General features: G+C 44.0%; 15 protein-coding genes and 1 rRNA gene. 5 read left to right on the top strand and 11 right to left on the bottom strand.

Annotated elements, in window-relative coordinates:
• Positions 1–3 precede the first annotated feature (3 nt).
• The gene (locus ABJF92_RS01410; protein ID WP_446814068.1) at positions 4–387 is read left to right on the top strand and encodes a gamma-butyrobetaine hydroxylase-like domain-containing protein; all 384 of its coding nucleotides are present in this window, start codon (positions 4–6) and stop codon (positions 385–387) included.
• A gap of 38 nt (positions 388–425) precedes the next feature.
• Positions 426–1,049, top strand: a complete 624-nt coding sequence (locus ABJF92_RS01415; protein WP_446814069.1) for a ubiquinone biosynthesis accessory factor UbiJ — start codon at positions 426–428, stop codon at positions 1,047–1,049.
• Here the strand turns inward: ABJF92_RS01415 and ABJF92_RS01420 are convergent.
• The 9 genes from ABJF92_RS01420 to ilvA all read right to left on the bottom strand — a co-directional run bounded on the left by ABJF92_RS01420 (position 1,046) and on the right by ilvA (position 11,315).
• Positions 1,046–1,912: a DMT family transporter gene (locus tag ABJF92_RS01420; RefSeq protein ID WP_446814070.1), complete on the bottom strand. Its 867-nt coding sequence runs from the start codon at positions 1,910–1,912 to the stop codon at positions 1,046–1,048. The genes ABJF92_RS01415 and ABJF92_RS01420 overlap by 4 nt on opposite strands.
• Before the next feature lie 136 nt (positions 1,913–2,048).
• Positions 2,049–3,155, bottom strand: a complete 1,107-nt coding sequence (locus ABJF92_RS01425; RefSeq protein ID WP_446814071.1) for a murein transglycosylase domain-containing protein — start codon at positions 3,153–3,155, stop codon at positions 2,049–2,051.
• A 44-nt stretch (positions 3,156–3,199) separates the two neighbouring features.
• A complete protein-coding gene (locus ABJF92_RS01430) occupies positions 3,200–3,793 on the bottom strand; it encodes an LPP20 family lipoprotein (RefSeq protein WP_446814072.1) in 594 nt (197 codons plus the stop codon).
• Between the two features lie 9 nt (positions 3,794–3,802).
• Positions 3,803–4,843 (bottom strand): hypothetical protein, encoded by a 1,041-nt coding sequence (locus tag ABJF92_RS01435; RefSeq protein ID WP_446814073.1) that lies wholly within the window; start codon positions 4,841–4,843, stop codon positions 3,803–3,805.
• A gap of 15 nt (positions 4,844–4,858) precedes the next feature.
• The gene (locus tag ABJF92_RS01440) at positions 4,859–5,806 is read right to left on the bottom strand and encodes an LPP20 family lipoprotein (protein WP_446814074.1); all 948 of its coding nucleotides are present in this window, start codon (positions 5,804–5,806) and stop codon (positions 4,859–4,861) included.
• A complete protein-coding gene (locus tag ABJF92_RS01445) occupies positions 5,806–6,567 on the bottom strand; it encodes an ETEC_3214 domain-containing protein (protein WP_446814075.1) in 762 nt (253 codons plus the stop codon). Before ABJF92_RS01445 ends, ABJF92_RS01440 begins: the two co-directional genes overlap by 1 nt.
• 279 nt (positions 6,568–6,846) lie before the next feature.
• Complete coding sequence (locus ABJF92_RS01450) at positions 6,847–7,830, bottom strand: type I asparaginase (RefSeq protein WP_446814076.1); 984 nt, start codon at positions 7,828–7,830, stop codon at positions 6,847–6,849.
• A gap of 84 nt (positions 7,831–7,914) precedes the next feature.
• Positions 7,915–9,648: an arginine--tRNA ligase gene (gene argS / locus ABJF92_RS01455; RefSeq protein ID WP_446814077.1), complete on the bottom strand. Its 1,734-nt coding sequence runs from the start codon at positions 9,646–9,648 to the stop codon at positions 7,915–7,917.
• Positions 9,649–9,809: 161 nt separating this feature from the next.
• Positions 9,810–11,315, bottom strand: a complete 1,506-nt coding sequence (gene ilvA / locus ABJF92_RS01460) for a threonine ammonia-lyase, biosynthetic (RefSeq protein ID WP_446814078.1) — start codon at positions 11,313–11,315, stop codon at positions 9,810–9,812.
• A 269-nt stretch (positions 11,316–11,584) separates the two neighbouring features.
• Between ilvA and rpiA the strand changes: the two genes are divergently transcribed.
• A complete protein-coding gene (gene rpiA / locus ABJF92_RS01465) occupies positions 11,585–12,256 on the top strand; it encodes a ribose-5-phosphate isomerase RpiA (protein WP_446814079.1) in 672 nt (223 codons plus the stop codon).
• Between the two features lie 54 nt (positions 12,257–12,310).
• Here rpiA and ABJF92_RS01470 read toward each other — a convergent pair whose 3' ends face one another.
• On the bottom strand, positions 12,311–13,279 hold the full coding sequence (locus tag ABJF92_RS01470) for a zinc transporter ZntB (protein ID WP_446814080.1): 969 nt from the start codon (positions 13,277–13,279) through the stop codon (positions 12,311–12,313).
• A gap of 152 nt (positions 13,280–13,431) precedes the next feature.
• Here ABJF92_RS01470 and ABJF92_RS01475 point away from each other — a divergent pair, with 152 nt between their 5' ends.
• Both ABJF92_RS01475 and ABJF92_RS01480 read left to right on the top strand, forming a co-directional pair.
• A complete protein-coding gene (locus tag ABJF92_RS01475; RefSeq protein WP_446814081.1) occupies positions 13,432–14,391 on the top strand; it encodes a class 1 fructose-bisphosphatase in 960 nt (319 codons plus the stop codon).
• 288 nt (positions 14,392–14,679) lie between these two features.
• A complete protein-coding gene (locus tag ABJF92_RS01480) occupies positions 14,680–14,865 on the top strand; it encodes a hypothetical protein (RefSeq protein ID WP_446814082.1) in 186 nt (61 codons plus the stop codon).
• A gap of 323 nt (positions 14,866–15,188) precedes the next feature.
• On the opposite strand, the gene rrf is transcribed toward ABJF92_RS01480, so the two are convergent.
• Positions 15,189–15,303, bottom strand: a 5S ribosomal RNA gene (gene rrf, locus ABJF92_RS01485).
• Between the last annotated feature and the right edge of the window lie 13 nt (positions 15,304–15,316).

Raw genomic sequence — 15,316 nt, forward strand, 5'->3', positions numbered from 1 at the left:
ATAATGACAAACCCAGCGCCTACTAAAATTCACTATCACAAGCAATCTCGTGAGTTGGCGTTGACGTTTGCCGACGGCCAGCAATTTCGACTCAGTGCCGAATATCTGCGCGTGCATTCTCCTTCAGCAGAAGTGAGAGGCCATGGCCGTCAGATGCCTATTTTGCAATACGGTAAAAAGCACGTTGCTATTCAGAACATAGAAGGTGCGGGCAATTACGCGATCAAGATCAGCTTCGATGACGGCCATGATACCGGCCTGTATTCTTGGGAGTACCTTTACAATATTGGTAAAAACCATGATGAACTGTGGCAAATGTACCTAGATCGACTTGAAAAGGAAGGCCAGAAGCGGGAAACTTCGAGCATCCAAATCCATCAGCTGTAATTCGCAGCGCATCACCATCTCACTGGGGAAAGTAATTTATGGGATCACTGAGTTTGTCCGCCATCAGCGCCATGGAAAATGCGATTAATCTTGCTTTAAAACAAGATGCTCCATCGCAACAGCGCCTTGCAAAACTCGCAGGACAACAGGTGTTTCTGTACATTGAAGACTTCTCCTTCATCTTGCAAATTCACCTTTTAGAAGAAGGTGTCATGCTGCATAAACTCAATAGCATGGACGAAGTAGAGCTGGATCCGAAACTTGACACATTAGTTCAAGGCCCAAGTTCCGCTTATCGTAAACTGCTTGAAGGTGATGGCTTCTTTGATGGCGACTTGCGTATTCAAGGTAATGCTCAAGCCTTAATGACATTGCACAAGGTTATGGAAAACTTTGAATTGGATTGGGAAGGGTTACTGGCCGATCACATTGGCGATTTAGCGGCCGCTAGTTTAGCAAGATTATTAAGAACCCAATGGGAATGGAGCAAAGAATGCGCCACCAACGCCAGAATTCAGCTCGTTAGTCATTTACAAAGCAACAGCCAACTACTACCGAGCAAGGTCGAGTTTGATCACCATGTAGAGGAACTAGAGCGCTTTGGCACACTGCTTGATCGTGCTGAAACCCGACTGCGCTTGCTAATGAAAAAGAACGCCTAAGCCTTACCTTTTAGTTGGCTGATGTATACCCCAAAGATGGTCACCACAAAGCCTGCTATTTGTAGGCTGGTCAGGGTTTCATTAAAGATAAAGTAGCTTTCTATCGCAGCCAAAGGTGGTGCTAGCAATAGTAACACAGACACCTTTGAAGCCGTCACTCTTCGCACTAGCCAGACCATCAAAAACAGCCCTGCACCCGATAGCACAACAATCCCCCAAATAAGTAATAAAAAGGTAGCGAGCTGCACTTCAAACTGACGCTCACCTAAGAACCACACAAAGCCCATCGACACCAGCCAAGCGGCCAAATTTTGGATGGCCATGGCACTGAAGAGATCCGCCGAAGCGATCGACATTTTTTGATAAGTAACCCCGAAAGACAGGGCTAATATGGCCACACAAGCCAGCACTAGCGTCACTGGATTAATGCCGAGTTCGCTAAGTTCAAAATGTAGCGCTGGGCTAATAACTAAGATCAAGCCACTGATCCCGATCAGCATGCCTAGCAAGCCCATCAAGGAGGTTTTTTCTTTGACTAAAGACCAAGCCAAAATAGCCACTAGCACAGGTTGTAATGCACCAATCAAAGCCATCACGCCAGCAGGTAAGCCTTTAGAGATTGCCAAATAGGATAGCCCTAAATAGACACTGTTCATTAACACCCCAGCCAACATATGCTTAGGCACATCAGTCCATTTAGGGAAAGCACGGCCTTGCCAGTAGGCAAACGCGAGAAAGAGTAATCCGGCAAAGAAAAAGCGAATACTTAAAAAAATGTTGGGGTCCATTAAGCCTACAATCAGCTTACCGACAATAAACCCCGTCGACCAAATAACCACGAGTAAAACGCATAAAATTGCCATGGACTTTTTCTATATGCAGGAAATGGGATGAAGTTGCTAGTTAGAAACTGAATTATCAAGCATCTAACTAGCACAGTACATGAATCACTCTAAGAAAAAGTTCGGATCATAGAAAACAGAGATAGAAGATTACATTTTATATCAAGCTGGCGGACTGGTATTGGCCTAATGCCTTAGTCACTTTTTGCAAATATAATTGTGTTTCTTCATAAGGAAGGTCTTCAACTAAACGCTGATAGACTTCTTCAGGAGTCAGATCATTTATCACATCAACAGCAGGGTTAATCACTTTACGACCGTCAGGGTGGAATACACTGGCGACATTCCCTGCTCCTGTATTGTAAGCAGCAATCATGCAATATAAACGACTCTTTTCGTCTTCTATACCCTTCAAATAGCGTGTCTCTAATAAATGAAGATAGCCAGCGCCAAACTCAATATTGTCATCAGGCTGAAATAGCAATGATGCCTGCGGCGTTTGATCTTTATTTTTTAACGCCTGGTTAACATCAAGTCCTGCAGAGGTTGGTACAATTTGCATCAAGCCAAATGCTGGAATCGGTGATTGCGCCATGGGGTTAAAACTCGACTCAGTTTGAGCGATGGCCAAGATCAGATTCTGATCAATATCGTATTTTTCACTCATCTGTTTGGCTGATGACAAAAACGGTTCCGCACGTTTAACGAAAACATCCTCAGGTAAATCTAAACGTATTCGGTTAATGCGTTTACTGGTGGCTTGATTGACGGTATCCACCGCGTCCACTTGTGCAACATCTGTTTCTACAATTTGACCGGCAGCAATTTCATCAACATCCGTAGCCCCCATGGTGTTTAATAACGAGTTAGACGGTTTGTTAATATTTACCTTGTCAATCACGGGGTCGGCTGCTAGAGCTTGATTGACGGAGGTTTTTTCAAGCGCTGACAAGGCTTTTTGAACATTAGCTGGCTGATCCCCTAATGATTCCACAACAATTTCATTAGCTTGATAATCTAAGATGGTTCGCTGTTCAAGATCATCACTGTAAATTACATATTGATGTTGACCAGATAATTGTGTTTTGTCACCCCATTTGGCAGTGACCTTATTCTTAAATTCTGAGTAACGAGCTCGATATTCTTGTTGATAGTTTTTGTAACTCGCTTGCTTTTTCGCTTTCCACTCTTCATAGCTCAAAGCATAAGCACCCGCTGAGCTAATAATCACAAAAAAGACAACGATTTTTAAAATTTTATCCATGCTATTTATCCATAAAAAAAGGGGCTTTAACAGCCCCTCATTAATCACTTAATATTAAGCTCAGCACGCACAGCGTCTAAAGATTTATCAGCTTCTTCCTTTAGGAATTGACGATATAATTCAGGAGAGTCATCCTCTAAAGAGGTATTAACCAACGCATCAATATTTTCATCGTATCCAGCTTTATTAAGGCCGACTAAAACATACATGTTGCCTGCAGGACTTATTCTTGTACGATAAATACGTGAATTATTTAGCGTCATTGTGGCTAAGGTTTTTTGTACTCGCTCAGTCACATCTGCATTCGTGTTAACTCCATCAACTGTTGAGTCTTGGGTTAAACGTGACAAACGTGCGTTGACTTGTGTTGAAAATTCACCCGCAAGGCGAGAGCGGGCTTCTGTAGCCGCAACATCTGTCATCATACCAACACCTGAAGCCATCTGTTTAGAGTAACCTACAGATTGAATTTCTAGACCTTCAACTGGCTGACTACAAATCCACCCTGGAGCCTCATCTGAAGGACTATCTGGATAATTACACTCGCCATAGTCAACACTAGTAGATGGATTTGATATACAACCAGCTAACATCACAACACAACCAGCTAAAGAACCGATTTTTAATATATTCATCATACTATTCTCTTAAATCCCTGGAATTTTCACACAAGAGCCAAATACTTGGGTCTCATCAGCGTCACACTTGCCATGCTCTAGCTGAGCGATATCACCCATTTGCAGTGATTCAATTAGCTCTTTATCTTTGACGTAAACATAAGAAGTTTGCTCATTAATGTCTTCCGCAATGATTTCACCTTCACCTAACAAAGTTTTCCTTACACGCTCTTCGTTGGTGATTGGCGTAACATCAATACTCTTACGGTAAAACTTCACTGTAGCACCTTCTACGGCACCAGCACGTTTTGAAATGGTTACCTGGAATAATGCCTTAGATGAGTCTTCATTATCACGACGCTCAATAACATAAGCATCTGGTGCTAAGTCATTTAGGGTTTCAAAAGAACCTGATTTCACCGCATCTTGTAGTGCTCGACTAACTAAAGTAGATGCTGAAGCATCACTAATTGGACATTTGGAGTTACGAGTTTCAGTAGAAGAGCTTGAAGAGCCTTCGTATTCGTAGGTATTTATAAGCTCCATAGATGGGATTTTATACGCTCGTACATTTAACTCTGCTGTACTTTCAAAGCGGCAAGAAGCTTCAATTTTATGTTTCTCACCATCATCGTCTACCCAAGAACGACTTTCACTGAATCGAGAGGTCAGCCCAACTTCAGAAATTTTCGTCATAATGGCGATGTCAGCAACAGCAGGACCTGAGGTTCTATATTTACCAGAAGACTCTGCAGCAAGAAGTTCATTCTTCAGTTTGGCGGCAAGCGTACGATCAACCAAGGTATTGCCTGATTTTAATAGGCGCTGAGATAGATCCTCATAAACTTCAGACGTAAAATCTTTAGCATGATTATCACTGTACTCTACTGGCGACAAAATAATCTTTGTGCCTTGACCACTCATTTGAGCTTTCAACTCCGCTTTAGTAGGCATCACCACGGTTTCTAACAAAGGCGCAGGTGCGGTATCTGCGAGCTTGACTGGACCACATCCAGTAAGTAAAACAGACCCAGCCGCTACAGCAACCAATAAAAGCTTTTTTTCCCACATAGTTATGAACTCACTCTATTTTGTTTCCATACCAAAGGACTGCCAGAGCCCTTCACTTTTAATTCTCTGTGTGGCTATAGAAAGCGTACCTTTTTTGCCCGCAGTCATACCCGACACAGAAGATGCATTAACGCTCCAATGACTTGAGGAAAAGTCACCAGATACATCGGTTAAAGTCCCTGAAAAGCTCATTTTGACGACGCTCTCACCAAATAAAGATGAGGAACTAAAGCTGGTTTTATATTGAATTGATAAATCACAATCACGGCTACAAGAGCCAACTCTTAAGCCTTGAGCTAAGAGGTCTGATTGAATAACACGATCGATTTCAGGATGACTTCCTGATAGCTTGACGCTAGGGGTATTTTTCTCGATAAGTAGCTGTAATTTTTGCGTTAAATTACTACTTTTAGGCGTTTCCGTTAAGCCAGAGATCAACGAAGCAAGACGATCACCTTCTGCGGCTTTAGCTGCAAAAGCTTGCGCGCTCAACCACCATTGAAAACGCTTAGCTTTATCTTTAGCAGCTAAACTATTGAAATCATTTTCAATCGTTTGGTATTGACGTAACCAGGTATCAGATAAGGCCTGCTTGTCGACACGAATCAGAGTGAAAACTTTGCCTGAAATACTTTCCGTTTTCAGTGTTTCAAAGTTACTTAACGATACTTTCTCGATCTCAGACGACATTCGGCGATCAACATAGTTACTAGACGAAATGTTTGTCTCTTGCGTACGACTAGATAACGAACCACTGATATTTGTTTGTAATTTCCCGGCGACATTCGCCAGTGCTTGCTGATTTGCTGAGTTTAAAGTACGTCCTTCCCCTAAGCCAAATAACCATTCACTGGTATCTTCTTGCGGAGCACTCCACCATTCAGGTATTGAGCTTGTTTTACCCGTAAGCGTCTGACAAGCTACAAGAAAAACAGACAGTACTAATAAACAAACAAACTTCATTATTCATCCTTAAAATATGCGGCGTATTCATATCGTGTAATCAACATATCTGCAGCGGTTGTCGCATCAATGTCCCCAACTGCAAAAGTATTCGGTTTGATTTGACTACGCAGTGACGTAAGTACCTCTACTGAGCCTTCTTGTCCTTTTTGCAACAACGATTCATTTAAAGCGATTATCTGTTGTTTACTGACATCGGCTTCTGCGTAAGCTGCACCATAACCCACATAGGTTACAAATTGATTGAAGAACAACCCAACACGACCTAATGGTTGCCCCTCAAGGTAATACACAAGATTTGCGCTATCGGAACGAATCTCATCATAGTAAGGCGCAAAATCCGTGTATGAAAAATTACCAAGTGACTTATCGGTGAAAGGTAAATTAGGAGAGAAAGAGCTATCTAAGCTAATCACTTGATAGCCTTTAATAACATTATCCTGAGCTGCGATCGTCAGGATATATTTAGAATCTGGATAATATCTATATTCCAAATCTGCTTTTTGAGTAGAGTGTTTAATTAGCGTGGCGATACCAAAAGTTTGTTCAATAAACTCTAAGTTTCCACCAACTTTTACAGATTTAAGACGATCCAATTCAATTTGATCTGTAAATTTAGCAATAAAGCCTTCATAAAACTCGACTGACATTTCTTTAGTATCAGACCATTGTCCAATAGAAAGCATTATGGCAGCAATAGTAAAAACAGCGCTCTGAACTTTTTTCAAAAAGCTCGGCTTTTCAATTTCTGATTCATCCATGTTATTAATCTAATTCCATTTATTAAAAATCCTATGGACATTAAACATTAATAAATCTTTACAAATCAAGAAAAAATATTTTTTTTTGTAAATTAATAGAAAAGCGACAAAAACACATTGGTAATATCTTCTATACACAAAAAAACATAACTGATCAGTTATTAGACAACAAAAAAAAGCCGGAGCGTTAAACTTCGGCTTTTTTTAAAAAAATTTTCTTAACAACTTATCGTTTTATGATATCGATCAATACTTTTAGTGGATATTATATTTTTTGATTTATTTATTTATGTTAAAAGCATTCCGAATCTCATCATAAGAAAGTCCCAAACCAATTAAGAAATGTAATTTAACAAATGCCGCTTCGTAGGTAAGGTCTTGACCGGAAATCACGCCCGCTTGCACCAGTGCAGAACCTGCCGCATAAGCGCCCGCTACCACGCTACCCGCACCACATTGGCTAACATTAACGATGGCCACACCACGGTCCGTCGCCTCTTTCAGCATTGCTAATAAGGCTTGGTCTTTGTCTGGAGCGTTACCTGCACCGTAGCTTAGCAAGACGGCGCCTTTAACATTTTTATTCAGTAGCCCTTGCCAGTGCTCAGCTTGCACACCCGGGAAAACCGGCAGTATGGTGACCGCACCTGCTTCCATATGAGGAATGCGAATACGCATAGCATACTCAGATTTCGCGGGCGACGAATCACGCCACTGCCAGTCAATACCTAAGCGTCCATAATCCGCTAAATTTGGAGAGCTAAAGGCACGCCAATCACTGGTATGTGCTTTATGGGCACGATCCCCTTCAATGAGACGATCCGCAAAATATAAAAACACCCCCGGACACTGATGCTCACAGGCAGTAATCGCCCCCAGGACATTATTCATCGCATCACTGCGCACTTTGTACAATGGCACTTGCGAGCCCGTCACTATGATGGGCTTAGTGCTCGCTTCTAGCATATGAGAGAGTGCCGCAGCGGTATACGCCATGGTGTCGGTACCATGCAGAACGATAAAACCATCGAAGTCCTGCCACTGTTTTTCGATATCTTGAGCAATTATCATCCAGTCTTGAGGTGTTGCGTTAGAGGAGTCGATGAGCGTCTCATAGCGCTTGATGACAAAGTCATGATTTAGGTCGTCGGCGGCATCAAGCCTTTGCTTCAACTGGTCAGAAAATTGTGCATCCGGTGCAAGGCCATGTTCAGATGGGGTCATGCCAATAGTGCCCCCAGTATACGCGATATAAATTTTCATCTTATGTCCCATTCCATTTAGCAATAAAAACGCCGCTTGGGAAGATCCGGTCGCGGCGTTTGATAGAATATGATGAGCGAGTACTTACATACGCTCTAGCGTTTCGATACCAAGTAGTGACAAACCTAATTGCAAGGTAGAAGCGGTGTTCAATGCTAACTGCAAACGGCTATTTTTGATGTCATCTTCTGCGTTAAGAATTGGGCAAGCTTCATAGAAAGTCATGAAGGTACCTGCCAGTTCATACAAGTAAGCACATAAGAAATGCGGCATACCATCATTGGCAACGGATTGAACGGCTTCTTCAAACTGACAAAGTTTCACCGCCAAAGCGCGCTCTTGCTCAGTGTTGATATTAATCTCGCTTTCAAGGGCGCTCACATCGATTCCAGCACGTTTAACAATACTGGCCACTCGTGAATAGGCGTACAACAAGTATGGCGCTGTATTACCTTCAAAGCTCAGCATGCTGTCCCAGTTGAAAACATAATCACTGGTGCGGTTCTTCGAAAGATCCGCGTACTTAACAGAGGCGATCCCCACGACACGACCAATGTTGCGAAGCTCTTCTTCACTCATGTCTGGGTTCTTTTCAGCAACCAGTGTGTAAGCCCGTTGCTGTGCTTCAGTCAACAGATCAGACAGTTTCGCCACCCCACCAGAACGGGTTTTAAACGGCTTACCATCACTGCCCATCACGGTACCAAACGGCATATGCTCAAGCATGGTTTGCTCTTTCACAAAACCCGCTTTGCGAGATAGGGTGAAGATTTGTTGGAAATGCAAAGATTGGCGAGCATCCACAAAGTACAACACACGGTCCGCACCAAGCGTATGCTGACGGAAGCGTACGGCTGCCAAATCCGTAGTGGCATATAAGAAGCCGCCACCGGTTTTTTGTACGATCACTGGGGTAATTTCACCGTCTTTATTGGCAAACTCTTCCATAAAGACACATTTAGCACCAGCAGACTCTTGCAATAGACCTTGCTCTTCTAGCTCGGTCACTACATTTTGTAGGTCATCATTGTAGGCACTTTCTGGCATCACATGTTGACGCTCTAAAGAAACCCCTAGCATTTGATAGGTTTCTTCACAGTGGGTTAAAGAAATATTAATGAACTCATCCCACAGGGCCAAACATTCTTCATCACCAGACTGCAGCGCGACCACAAGCTCACGAGCGCGTACGGCAAAATCCGCGTCATCATCAAAGCAAGTTTTCGCGGCACGATAGAAGGTTTCTAAATCCGACAGAGCCATGCTGATTTCAGTCTGCTCAGCACGCAGTCGCTCCATATAGGCCAGCAACATACCAAACTGCGTACCCCAGTCTCCTACATGGTTCTGACGTACCACACTATGACCAAGAAACTCCAAAGTACGCACAACGGCATCACCAATAACGGTTGAGCGTAGGTGACCTACGTGCATTTCTTTCGCAAGATTAGGAGACGAATAGTCGACTACAACGGTTTCAGGTGTCGCCACCTCTTCAATATGTAAACGCTCACTACTGCGCAAAGCTTTTAGCTCACTACCTAGCCAAGTTTCTTTAAGGAAGATATTAATAAAACCAGGGCCGGCAATTTCTACTTTCTCAGCCAAGTCCGATAGCTCCAAATGCTCAAGTACTTTGTTCGCCAACTCTCGAGGGTTGGTCTTTAACTGCTTGGCAACGCCCATTACACCATTCGCTTGGTAATCGCCAAATTGTACTTTGGCAGACTGACGAACAACGGCAGGAGCAGTTTCAGGAGCGCCAGCAGCCACCATAGCGGCTTGAACACGTTGATTAAGTAGAGTTTGAATATTCACGAAAAACCTTTAATGATCGATTTTATGCACACGCTTTGTGCGGATTCAGAATCACACAACCCGCCCTCTAGATGCTAGACAGCGGGTTGGTATGAAAGCGCTTAAATTATCGCCATGATAACCGATTTCAGGTTATTTAGCGAAACTCAGCGGCCAAGTGTTTAACCGAAAAATAGTTTACAAGCAGCGTTGTTATTTTCATCTTGGTAGGGGTAGCCCAATTCATCCAAATAACGTGTTACATCGGTTTCTTCACCCACTGCCTGCAACCCAACCAACACACGACCATAGGCATCACCATGGTTGCGATAATGGAACATGGAGATATTCCATTGTCCCCCCAAGGTATTGAGGAACTTCAACAAAGCTCCTGGACGTTCAGGGAATTCAAAGCTGTAGAGCAGCTCACCTTTATCACTGCGTAAATGCCCACCAATCATATGGCGTACATGAACCTTAGCCGTCTCATCATCGGTTAAATCGGTAATAGCGTAGCTGCTCATATCATTGAGCAGATCTTGGCGACTGTTCGGGCTTCCACCAAGTTGCACCCCCACAAAAATGACGGCTTTCTGATCATCGCCATAACGATAATTAAACTCAGTAATACTGCGTCCTTCTAGGGCTTGACAGAAATCACGGAAACTACCAGGCGACTCAGGAATTTGCACAGCAATAATCGCTTCACGCTTCTCACCTAACTCAGCGCGCTCAGACACATGGCGTAAGCGATCAAAATTGACGTTCGCACCACTGTTGATCGCCACCAAGGTTTGGCCTTGCACACCTTCACGTTCAATGTATTTCTTTAAGCCTGCTAGAGCACAAGCCCCCGCAGGCTCGGTGATGGCACGAGTATCATCGTAAATATCTTTAATGGCAGCACACATTTCATCGGTCGAAACCGTGATGACTTCGTCTACCGTGTCTTTAGCAATGCGGAAGGTATTTTGACCAATCTCGGCCACCGCGACACCTTCAGCAAAAATGCCCACTTGCGCCAATCGCGTCGGCTCTCCTTTTTCTAAGGCAATTTTTAAACACGCCGCATCCGCAGGTTCAACGCCTATGACTTTAATATCTGGACGTAGGTATTTGATATAAGCCGCCACCCCAGCAATTAAACCACCGCCACCGACAGGTACAAAGACCGCATCTAAGTCACCCTTGTGTTGGCGGAGAATTTCCATACCTATGGTGCCCTGCCCAGCAATGGTATCAAGGTCATCAAATGGGTGAACATACACTTGCCCAGTTTGTTCCATGATTTCACGGGACTTAGCCGACGCTTCATCAAACGCATCACCAAACAATACAACTTCAGCGCCGTGGTTTCGTACAGCACTGACTTTTACTTCTGGCGTGGTCGCCGGCATAACAATAGTTGCTTGAATACCAAGCTTCTTCGCAGCAAGCGCTAAACCTTGAGCATGGTTTCCTGCCGAAGCCGCAATCACACCACGGGCACGTTCTTCCTTACTTAACTGACAAATTTTGTTATATGCCCCACGAATTTTGAAGGAGAATACGGGCTGTAAATCTTCTCGCTTCAAAATAATCTCGTTGCCAAATCGGTTAGATAACTGATTGGCACGAGACAGTGGTGTTTCTACTGCCACGTCATAAACGCGAGCCTGTAGAATTTTTTTGATCATGGTATGGGGCATAGTGTTTCCTAAAAGTATATCGCGACTTTTGGACGACAAAACCTCGGTCATAGACGCCTAAAAGCCAGTATAAAAAAACGGAACATGAAATATACCCTCTCGGCTTTTATCAATCAAAGAGAGATACGATAAAGCCAAAGATTAAGCCTTTATCGGGGGATTTTCTTACCTTACTACGGCTAACAATCAACATTTGATCGGTCTATAATAGCTCCACCATCAGAGTGAATGTCTCACCATTACAAACATAATAAAGGCCACCCATAACCATGACTCAAGATGAACTTAAACTAGCCGTCGCCAAAGCAGCGGTGGAATACATTCTACCTATGCTAGAGAGCGACACCATTGTCGGTGTCGGCACAGGCTCTACTGCCAACTTATTCATTGATGAGCTGGCTAAACACAAACACGATTTTGATGGCACAGTAGCTAGTTCAGAAGCCTCTAGCGAACGCCTAAAAAGCCATGGTATACCTGTCTACGAACTAAACAGCGTCAGCAGCATTCGTGTTTATATAGACGGTGCCGACGAGTCAAACGAACACTTGCGTCTTATTAAAGGCGGTGGTGCGGCGCTGACTCGAGAAAAAATCGTTACTGCCTGCAGCGATGAATTTGTTTGTATCGCAGACGAGTCGAAACTGGTTAATGTATTAGGTGACTTTCCTCTGCCGGTGGAAATTATTCCTATGGCTCGCGGCCATGTGGCAAGAGAACTGGTGAAATTGGGGGGAGATCCAGTACTAAGAGAAGGAACGGTGACAGACAACGGTAACCATATTTTAGATGTCTATAACCTAGATATACTCGACCCAGTCGCCCTAGAAACCAAGATCGATGGTATTGTCGGTGTCGTCACGAATGGCTTATTCGCCAAACGCCCTGCCGATGTATTGCTACTGGCGACAAAAGCTGGCATCAAGACGTTTAAGCGCTAAGCCAGCTATATGAGAGAGTAGTAGACCATCTTGCAACCTGCTACTCTCCCAAAATTAAAACCAGCGACTTTTACGCATTAACAGAAACTGGCCTATTCCTAGCAACATAAGTACGCCACAAAAAATCCAAAACGCATAAGGGCTATCCGTACCCGGCATGCCTCCGATATTGATACCAAATAATCCAGTTAAAAAGCCCAACGGCATAAAAATGCCCGACAGGATAGAGAGCACATACATGCGTGCGTTCATCTTCTCTGAATGCAGGTTTACAAACTCTTCTTGAATCAACAAACAGCGCTCACGCAGGGACTCTAGGCCTTCCACATAACGGGTAATATCGTTAGCCGCTTCTTGGATTTGAATGACTTGATCTCCCGACATCCAACTTCCCGCTTCCATAGATAATTTATGAATCGCTTCCTTTTGCGGCACAAGAAAACGTCGTAATCGAATCGTTTCCAAACGACGTTTAACGAGAACATCTCTTTGGTTTGCTTCAATGCCTTCACTGACACTTTCCTCTAAATCCCCAAGTTCATCCTCTAAAGAGTGAATCACCCCCGCCATGCGAGCAGTCAGGGTGTCTGCAAGAATCGCCACAATATCTGCGGTATTAGTGGGACCTTCCCCTTGAGATAAATCATGTACCACATCTTGAACCGACAACAAGCGACGGCGACGAGTCGAGACAATAAAATGAGGCGTCACCCAAAAGCGTAAAGACACCATGTCAGACGGATTAGAATTAGGGTTTAAATTCACCCCTCTTAAATTCACCAACAAGCCCTTTCCCATCTTCACAGTACGAGGACGAGTCTCTTCCGCGAATAGCGCTTCAACAACGGTTTCCGGTACACCTTCTAACTCAGACAACCAAGCTGCACCCTCGGCTTCTAAACCATCCAAATGCACCCAACGGCTACCTTGCTCAGGCAGCACTTTCGGTAGGTCTGTAGCCTCACGCTCCTTAGCGCCACCTAAACCGTCTAACTCAAAGTGATAAACGACAAATTCCGACATCATGTTTCCTCAGTCACGCAATTCAGCAAGATTAGCTGAAAATAAGCCTTTACCCTATTTATTTATCATCATTTAGCTCCCTTGGCTGACACCCAGATTTAGGGGTGGCATAATATTTTTAAATTAATCAAATAATAAGGACATGCCATACCATGCAAAACCTCTCTCAAGTGCTCGCACAAAGCTCTGCACCAGACTCTTTGAAAAGCGTTTTAGCCGTTACGACTGATACCTGCATCGCCATCTCCGATGCGCTCAAGCAAGGCTCTTTAGCGGGTATCCTTGGTATGGCAGGCAATGAAAACGTACAGGGAGAGGAACAAAAGAAATTGGATGTCATCTCTAATGACATGCTTAAAGACGCATTAATGGCATGCTCTAGTGTTAGAGCAATCGCTTCCGAGGAAGAAGAGGATATCGTTGCCGCCAATACGGATGGTGAATACCTAATCGCCTTTGACCCGCTAGACGGCTCTTCCAACATAGATATCAATGCTATGGTGGGCACCATCTTTTCCATTTATCGCCAAACCGGCGACCAAGCCGCAACAGAACAAGACTTCCTAATTGCCGGCAAACACCAAGTAGCGGCAGGTTATGTACTGTACGGCCCTTCTAGCATGTTGGTACTAACCACAGGTGACGGCGTGAACATGTTTACCTACGACCCAACGAAGCAAAGCTTCATCCTAACCACTGAAAATGTTCAAGTAGCACCAGAGACACAAGAATTTGCGATCAACATGTCCAATCAGCGTTTTTGGTCAGAAAACATGCAAAACTACGTAAAAGATCTAACCTTTGGCAAAGAAGGTCCTCGTGAGAAAGACTTCAACATGCGTTGGGTTGCCGCTATGGTTGGCGACGTACATCGCATCCTTTGCCGTGGTGGTATCTTCATCTACCCATGGGATAAAAAAGACCCAAGTAAGCCAGGCAAACTACGCCTCATGTACGAAGCTAACCCAATGGCCATGCTACTAGAGCAAGCGGGCGGTAAGGCCCACACCCACACACAACGCATCCTAGATATTCAACCTACCGCCATACACCAACGCGTAGCGGTTGTACTGGGTGCCGCAAATGAAGTGGATAAGTGCCTAAGTTATTAACATAAAATAAATAACTGGCCGATTCACCCCACCAGTGGATAACCTAAAACGGAGCTAACAAGCTCCGTTTTTTTATGCCTAAAAACACCCTCGTAGATTCAGTTTTAGGAAGAAGAGAGCTTAAATTCATACCGTACGGAAGGATGAAAAATTTATTGGTCATCAGTATCAATCAGGCTGACCTTGTAGGTTCGGCTTTAGCCGAAGGCGGAATTGATGGCAATCAAGTGCAATCATGCAATCATGCAATCAAAAGATTTCCCCAAACATCATCGGTAAGTGTGGCTAATGAAAAACTTACGTTATCTTCAATATGATTTCCGCGTCACGCTGAAGCGTGACCCACGGTTGATCATCAGTATATGTGAAGCTAATCTTGTAGGTTCGGCTTTAGCCGAAGGCGGAATTGATGGCAATCAAGCGCAAACATGCAATCCAAAGATTAACTCAAACATCATCGGTAAGTGTGACTAATGAAAAATATGCTTTATTTTCAAAATGATTTCCGCGTCAGCCTGAAGGCGGACCTACGGTTAGTCATCAGCATTTATTGGATGTGTTGCTTTCAAGGAGGGAAGGTTGTGGATTTGTATTTACGCTGACGCGTCGAGGCACGAGACAGGCGCAAGTAAATGGAAGGCCACAACCTGCGTTGTGCCATGGCTCAGAGCGAAAACTCACTAGAAAAAGCACTCAAGAGGTTTTCCGCGTCCCGCTAAAGCGGTACCTACTTTGGTATGACTGAAACGAAAAAACCCTGATAGCAACTAAGCTATCAGGGTTTCTCTTAATTTAAAGCTTGACGACGACCTACTCTCACATGGGATCCCCCACACTACCATCGGCGATGGCGCTTTTCACTTCTGAGTTCGGGATGGGATCAGGTGGTTCAACGCCTCTATGATCGTCAAGCAATTCTGTTGCG

It is taken from the genome of Marinomonas sp., assembly GCF_039940335.1.
Classification (GTDB): domain Bacteria; phylum Pseudomonadota; class Gammaproteobacteria; order Pseudomonadales; family Marinomonadaceae; genus Marinomonas.

Bases quoted from the DNA above. Each gene is read 5' to 3' on its own strand.
- ABJF92_RS01410 (WP_446814068.1), top strand. From the start codon at position 4: ATGACAAACCCAGCGCCTACTAAAATTCACTATCACAAGCAATCTCGT.
- ABJF92_RS01415 (WP_446814069.1), top strand. From the start codon at position 426: ATGGGATCACTGAGTTTGTCCGCCATCAGCGCCATGGAAAATGCGATT.
- ABJF92_RS01420 (WP_446814070.1), bottom strand. From the start codon at position 1,912: ATGGCAATTTTATGCGTTTTACTCGTGGTTATTTGGTCGACGGGGTTT.
- ABJF92_RS01425 (WP_446814071.1), bottom strand. From the start codon at position 3,155: ATGGATAAAATTTTAAAAATCGTTGTCTTTTTTGTGATTATTAGCTCA.
- ABJF92_RS01430 (WP_446814072.1), bottom strand. From the start codon at position 3,793: ATGATGAATATATTAAAAATCGGTTCTTTAGCTGGTTGTGTTGTGATG.
- ABJF92_RS01435 (WP_446814073.1), bottom strand. From the start codon at position 4,843: ATGTGGGAAAAAAAGCTTTTATTGGTTGCTGTAGCGGCTGGGTCTGTT.
- ABJF92_RS01440 (WP_446814074.1), bottom strand. From the start codon at position 5,806: ATGAAGTTTGTTTGTTTATTAGTACTGTCTGTTTTTCTTGTAGCTTGT.
- ABJF92_RS01445 (WP_446814075.1), bottom strand. From the start codon at position 6,567: ATGGATGAATCAGAAATTGAAAAGCCGAGCTTTTTGAAAAAAGTTCAG.
- ABJF92_RS01450 (WP_446814076.1), bottom strand. From the start codon at position 7,830: ATGAAAATTTATATCGCGTATACTGGGGGCACTATTGGCATGACCCCA.
- ilvA (WP_446814078.1), bottom strand. From the start codon at position 11,315: ATGCCCCATACCATGATCAAAAAAATTCTACAGGCTCGCGTTTATGAC.
- rpiA (WP_446814079.1), top strand. From the start codon at position 11,585: ATGACTCAAGATGAACTTAAACTAGCCGTCGCCAAAGCAGCGGTGGAA.
- ABJF92_RS01470 (WP_446814080.1), bottom strand. From the start codon at position 13,279: ATGTCGGAATTTGTCGTTTATCACTTTGAGTTAGACGGTTTAGGTGGC.
- ABJF92_RS01475 (WP_446814081.1), top strand. From the start codon at position 13,432: ATGCAAAACCTCTCTCAAGTGCTCGCACAAAGCTCTGCACCAGACTCT.
- ABJF92_RS01480 (WP_446814082.1), top strand. From the start codon at position 14,680: ATGAAAAACTTACGTTATCTTCAATATGATTTCCGCGTCACGCTGAAG.